At 60.2% G+C, this 4,439-nt stretch carries 5 protein-coding genes; 3 read left to right on the top strand and 2 right to left on the bottom strand.

Annotated elements, in window-relative coordinates:
* The coding region (gene miaB, locus NW819_RS04820; RefSeq protein WP_414413057.1) for a tRNA (N6-isopentenyl adenosine(37)-C2)-methylthiotransferase MiaB at positions 1 to 1,028 on the bottom strand (1,028 nt) is incomplete at its 3' end.
* A gap of 118 nt (positions 1,029 to 1,146) precedes the next feature.
* Here miaB and NW819_RS04815 point away from each other — a divergent pair.
* The 3 genes from NW819_RS04815 to argB all read left to right on the top strand — a co-directional run bounded on the left by NW819_RS04815 (position 1,147) and on the right by argB (position 3,552).
* A complete protein-coding gene (locus NW819_RS04815; RefSeq protein ID WP_414380945.1) occupies positions 1,147 to 1,581 on the top strand; it encodes a BlaI/MecI/CopY family transcriptional regulator in 435 nt (144 codons plus the stop codon).
* A complete protein-coding gene (locus NW819_RS04810; RefSeq protein WP_414413056.1) occupies positions 1,578 to 2,459 on the top strand; it encodes a M56 family metallopeptidase in 882 nt (293 codons plus the stop codon). The genes NW819_RS04815 and NW819_RS04810 overlap by 4 nt, the downstream gene beginning before the upstream one ends.
* A 154-nt stretch (positions 2,460 to 2,613) precedes the next feature.
* The gene (gene argB / locus NW819_RS04805) at positions 2,614 to 3,552 is read left to right on the top strand and encodes an acetylglutamate kinase (RefSeq protein WP_414355707.1); all 939 of its coding nucleotides are present in this window, start codon (positions 2,614 to 2,616) and stop codon (positions 3,550 to 3,552) included.
* On the opposite strand, the gene NW819_RS04800 is transcribed toward argB, so the two are convergent.
* A complete protein-coding gene (locus NW819_RS04800; protein ID WP_414413055.1) occupies positions 3,549 to 4,334 on the bottom strand; it encodes a hypothetical protein in 786 nt (261 codons plus the stop codon). The genes argB and NW819_RS04800 overlap by 4 nt on opposite strands.
* Between the last annotated feature and the right edge of the window lie 105 nt (positions 4,335 to 4,439).

Here is a 4,439-nt window from a genome sequence, read left to right as displayed (position 1 = left end):
GCGGCGGGGGTGCCGGGACGGGGGGAGTAGGCAGCAGTGTTCACTTGGTCAAAGCCAATGTCCTGCACCAGTTGCAGGGTTTCTTGGAACTGAGCTTCGGTCTCTCCCGGGAAGCCGACAATGGCATCGGCGCTGATGGCGGCTTCGGGCATGTATTGGCGGATGAGCTGGATGATCTGGCGATAGCGCTCGTGGGTGTAGCCGCGCCGCATCCGCTTGAGCACTTCGTTGCTGCCCGCCTGGAAGGGAATGTGGAAGTGCTCGCAGACTTTGGGCAGCTCGGCGCAGGTGGCGATCAGCTCCTCGGTAAAGTAGCGCGGGTGGCTGGTGGCAAAGCGAATCCGTTCAATACCTTCCACCGAATGGACGAAGCGCAACAAGCTGGCCAGGTTGGTTTTCGGATCCAGATCCCGTCCGTAGGCATCGATGTTCTGCCCCAGCAACGTCACCTCGCGGTAGCCCGCTCTGGCCACGTCTTCGATTTCGGCGCGAATGGCCTGGGGCTGTCGGGACTGCTCTTGCCCTCGCACCTGCGGCACGATGCAGTAGGTACAACGCTCGTTGCAACCGTAGATGACATTGATCCAAGCAGTGACCTGGCTGTCGCGACGGGGCTTGGTGATGTCTTCTGGGATCTCAACCGGATCGGTGGCCACCACCTGGTTTCCGGCTTCCACCTGCGCCAGCAAATCCCCAAGGCGGTTCACGTACTGGGGGCCCATGACCAGATCCAGCTCAGGGACGCGGCGCAACAATTTTTCCCCTTCCTGCTGGGCCACACAGCCAGCCACGATCAGCTTGATGGCCGGGTTCTTGCGCTTGCGCTGTGCCTGGATGCCCAGGTAGGAATAGACCTTCTGCTCAGCATTGTCGCGGATGGTGCAGGTGTTGTAGAGAACTAAGTCCGCCTGCAACTCATCTTCGGTGGCCACATACCCCAGGGACTCCAGGATCCCGGCCATGCGCTCGGTATCGGCGCGGTTCATTTGGCAGCCGAAGGTGATGGTGTGGTAGGTGGGAGCAGCCATGGGAAGAAACAGTACGAAGAACCACCATCTTCGAGCTTAGCGGATCCTTAAAAATGGCTGAGGGGTTTGAGACTGCAACGGTTAGTCTAGATGAAAGTTCCTACACCGGCAAAGGCTCATGTTGCCCAAGCATCGTCCCAAGCAACTGTCGCTGGGCCCTCTGGAGTCGGAAATCTTGGACATCCTCTGGGATCTGGGCAGTGCCAGCACCCGTCAAATCCACGAGCGCATCTTGGCCGATCCGGATCGGGAGCTGGCCTATGCCTCTGTGACTACAGTTTTGCAGCGCTTAAGCCAGAAGGGCTGGGTGAGCTGTGAGCGCCGCACCGATCCCCAAGGGCGGCATTTGCCGATGCTGTGGCGGCCTCGTCTTTCGCGTCAGGAAGCGGCCAGCCTCAGGGCCTTCACCCACCTGCAGCAGTTTTTGGCTGTAGGGGATCCCGATACGGTGGCAGCCTTTGCCGATAGCCTGGATCAGGCCAGTGTGTCCCAGTTGCAGGCGATTGCCGAACGGCTGCGGGCAGCCCGTCAAGCCAGGAGGGATCCGCGATGAGCCACTTGGGCATGTTACTGCTGGGCTTGGGCCTCAGTTGCCTGTGGCGAGCCCAGGTGCGCCTGGACAGGAGTGGGGGATGGGGCCGACGTTGGCAGCGGGCTTGGATCCACTTCTTGCTGCCCCCGCTGCTGTTGCTGACCACTGCTTTGGCCTTGGCCTGGATGGGGCCGTGGGGACAAATGGCCGGAGCGGGGGGCTGGTTCTGCTACGGCTGTGCCCTGCTGTTGCTGGCCGTGGCCGGCGGCGTGGCCTTGCACTGGATTTGGGAATACTGGCGCTCCTATCGACGTGCCCATCTGCAAGCTTTAGCCCATGTGGATTTGCATGGCTCTCCGGCCTATGTGCTGGATTTGGAGATCCCTTTTGCTGCCCAAGTGGGGGTGTGGAATGCCCAGTTGGTGGTCAGCCGCGGCCTGCTGGAGCAGTTGGATGATGAGCACTTGCGGGCCGTAATCGCCCACGAAGAGGCCCATCGCCACTACCGCGATACCCTGTGGATGTTTGGAGTGGGCTGGCTGCGACGCCTCACCGGCTGGCTGCCCAACACCGAGGCCCTCTGGCAGGAATTGCTCACTCTGCGGGAACTGCGGGCGGATCGCTGGGCGGCCCAACGGGTGGATCCCTTGCTGTTGGGAGAGGCCCTGCTGCAGGTGGTGGGCTATGGCGTGGTGGAGCAACCGGCGGCGGCCTGGGTTGGCTTTGCAATGGCCGTGAGTTCAGACTCAGGGCAACGGCTGCAGGAGCGTATCGATGCCCTGCTGCAGCAGGCAGAGTCAGGGCCCGTCGATCCCCTACCCCATTCTTCTTCCATTCGGGGTTGGGCCTGGTTGGGGTTGTCCCTATTGCCTTTGCTGGCGATCCCGTTCCATACCTGAAGATTGACGGCGATTCCTCAACCAAATTGTCCTTGGGTTGGGGAAGCGAGCTTGAAAAAAAACCACCAGTTGACGCCCAAAGCCTGAGATCTGCTTTGCAAGCAGAATGGGATACTCTAGGTCAGGTTTTCTGGACTTCTAGGGACTTACAGCAGTGCAAACCAACTCTTCCCTTTCTGAGGCGACCGGGTCGGCCTGTGATCCCCTTACGCGGGCGCAGATCCTCATCGAGGCTTTACCCTACATTCAGCAGTACCAGGGCCGCGTTATTGTCATCAAATACGGCGGCGCAGCCATGGTGCACCAAGAGCGACGGGCCGAGGTGCTCCGAGACATCGTCTTTCTGGCCTGTGTGGGGATCCGCCCGGTGTTGGTGCATGGGGGGGGGCCGGAGATCAACAGTTGGCTACAAAAACTGGACATTCCCTTCAAGTTTGTGGATGGCTTGCGGGTTACCGATGCCGCCACCATGGAAGTAGTGGAGATGGTGTTGGTGGGCAAGGTTAATAAGCAGATCGTCCAGCTCATCAGCTTGGCCGGCGGATCGGCGGTGGGGCTGTGCGGGCGGGATGGCAACTTGATCAAAGCGCGATCCCAGGGCCGGGCAGAGATCGGCTTTGTTGGGGAAGTGAGCAGCATCAACCCCCAGTTGCTGCAAACCCTGTTGGAAGGTGGACAGATTCCGGTGATCTCCAGTGTGGCTGCCGATGAGACAGGCCAAGCCTACAACATCAACGCCGATACGGTGGCGGGAGAACTGGCGGCTGCTCTGGGGGCAGAAAAGCTGATTTTGCTCACCGACACCCCTGGCATTCTCAAAGATCCTCAGGATCGCAGCTCTCTGATTACGTTGCTGGATATCGAGACGGCTCGCCAGTTGATCCAAGCCGGTGTCGTCAAGGGCGGCATGATCCCGAAGGTGCAGTGTTGCATTCGCGCCTTGGCACAAGGGGTACGGGCAGCCCACATTCTGGATGGGGGATCCCCTCATTCCCTATTGCTGGAGCTGCTGACCGATGCCGGCGTGGGCACCAAGCTGGTTCCTTCTCAGTTTTCCGCTCAGTTGGAAGGGCTGAACAACGGATCCCGCTAGGCTTCCTTGATAAAGCGCAGGATCTCCCGCACATGGCCGAGAAACTGGCTATCCACACTGAGCTGAGCCACAGCTTGGTGGGTCTCCTGGCGCAATTGCCTGTGCTCCAGCTCGTTGCTGGCCCGGAACTGTTCCAGTTGGGCTTTGAGCGCGGCCAGCTCCTGCCGCAGGTAGCGCCGGGTTTCTTCCTCCTGTTGGGCCCAAGAACCGGGCTTGCCGGGATCCCATTGCTCCTGCAACTGCTCGACTTGGCGTGTCAACTGCTTTATCCGCTCGGCCAACTCGATGGCATCTTCGCGAGGGATCTGGATTTGCCCTTGCAACTGGGCCAAGCGGTCAGCCAAATACTCGTAGCCGCGGATGGCCGGGCGCAGAGCCGTTAACAACACCGCAGCCACGGCGCTGGGGTAGCCAATGGGGGTGACTTGCCCAACGGCCAAGCCATAGAAAGCCAGAGCCGACAGCCCATGCAGGGCAATGGCCACGCGCAACGACCAGCGGCTGAGCTTTTGTAGGAAAGCCAAGGTTGAATCTTCCACCGGGATCCCTCGTTCCTGAGACACGACCGCCTCCTGCTGAACGGCCTTGGCCTGAAAGTAGAGGTTCCAGGGAAGGGTGACGATCACCACCAGCCACCAAAAGCTGGCGATCCCAATGGCCCAATCGGCCAGCTCCCCAATGGGTAGCCCAAAAGCCCGCAGCAGGACAAACAGGATCCCACCGCCGATCAACAACAGCAGCCCCGCCACCCAAACTGGGAAAAAGATTTTCGAGTAAGACACGGAGTAAGAGGTTGAGTAAGACATTGCCGGTTTCTCCTCATCAAGCTGCCTACAGCCTGCCCGAACCGAGCGGCCAGAAGCTCCTGAAGCGGCCAGTTTTCCGTC

The organism is Synechococcus sp. R8-2, assembly GCF_047461715.1.
Classification (GTDB): Bacteria; Cyanobacteriota; Cyanobacteriia; order Thermostichales; family Thermostichaceae; genus Thermostichus.
Note: the sequence above shows the minus strand (reverse complement) of the source record. Positions and strands in the feature narration are given on the sequence as shown.